At 52.4% G+C, this 999-nt stretch carries 2 protein-coding genes; both read left to right on the top strand.

Translation table 11 applies throughout. The features are described 5' to 3' along the window. A partial coding sequence (locus ACM3N8_RS22335) for a hypothetical protein (RefSeq protein ID WP_416016602.1) occupies nucleotides 1-109 on the top strand: 109 nt, incomplete at its 5' end. Between the two features lie 112 nt (nucleotides 110-221). Further along, nucleotides 222-764: a D-glycero-beta-D-manno-heptose 1,7-bisphosphate 7-phosphatase gene (gmhB, locus tag ACM3N8_RS22330; protein ID WP_043142605.1), complete on the top strand. Its 543-nt coding sequence runs from the start codon at nucleotides 222-224 to the stop codon at nucleotides 762-764. Nucleotides 765-999: the final 235 nt, after the last annotated feature.

The raw sequence follows: 999 nt of genomic DNA, 5'->3' as shown, positions 1-999 counted from the left end.
GGTTGTTACCCTGATTGCGCCGATCGCAATGGACGACGGCCTGCGTTTCGCCATCCGTGAAGGTGGCCGTACCGTAGGTGCTGGTGTTGTAGCTAGCGTAATCGCTTAATCGATTCGTTATATGCAAACATGAAAAGGGGTGGCTTCGGCCGCCCCTTTTTCTTTTTGGGCCTTGTGCCCTATGAGATACTTTGCAAAATCATTTATTGAGGTAGTCCCCAGTGAGCAAGCCCGCCATTTTTCTGGACCGTGACGGTGTCATCAACGAAGACACCGGTTATGTCAGTCAGGTAGACGACTTCCATTTCCTGCCCGGTGTGATCGAAGCCATGCAGCTGCTGAAGAAGAAAGGCTATCTGTTGATCGTCGTCACCAACCAGTCTGGTATCGCCCGCGGCTATTTCAGTGAGGACGACTTCATGAACCTGACTGAATGGATGGATTGGTCATTGGCCGATCGGGATGTGGATCTCGACGGTATCTATTTCTGTCCACATCACCCGGATCACGGTGCCCCTTGTGATTGCCGCAAACCGGAACCCGGCATGCTGCTGCTGGCACAACAGGAGCTGGGTATCGACATGGGCCGTTCCTATATGGTTGGCGACAAACCTTCCGACCTGAAAGCGGCAGCCAGTGCCAAGGTTGGTCATAAAGTCATGGTGCGTACTGGCAAACCTGTAACCGATGCCGGCATCGCCTTGGCGGATGCCATCTACGACAACCTGCACGATTTCGCCGTTTCAGTGCCTGTTGCGGGCTGATTTCGTTCGCTTAATATGCGCATTGGTGGCTTTGTGAGCGAACGGTTGATGAAAGCCATCTTTTTGCAATTATCTGCTTGCCAGAAAGTTTCTACTCCCTATAATGCGCCTCCATCGACAGGGCAAGCGGCAACGCAAACAACCTCGTCGATAACCTCGAAAAGCCTTTGAAAATAAGGCTTGACTCGAGAAGGCGGTTGAGTAGAATTCCACTCCCGCAGCAACACACTGTTGC

The sequence above is a fragment of the Aeromonas sp. A04 genome (genome assembly GCF_047780465.1).
Lineage (GTDB): Bacteria > Pseudomonadota > Gammaproteobacteria > Enterobacterales > Aeromonadaceae > Aeromonas > Aeromonas bestiarum.
Note: the sequence above shows the minus strand (reverse complement) of the source record. Positions and strands in the feature narration are given on the sequence as shown.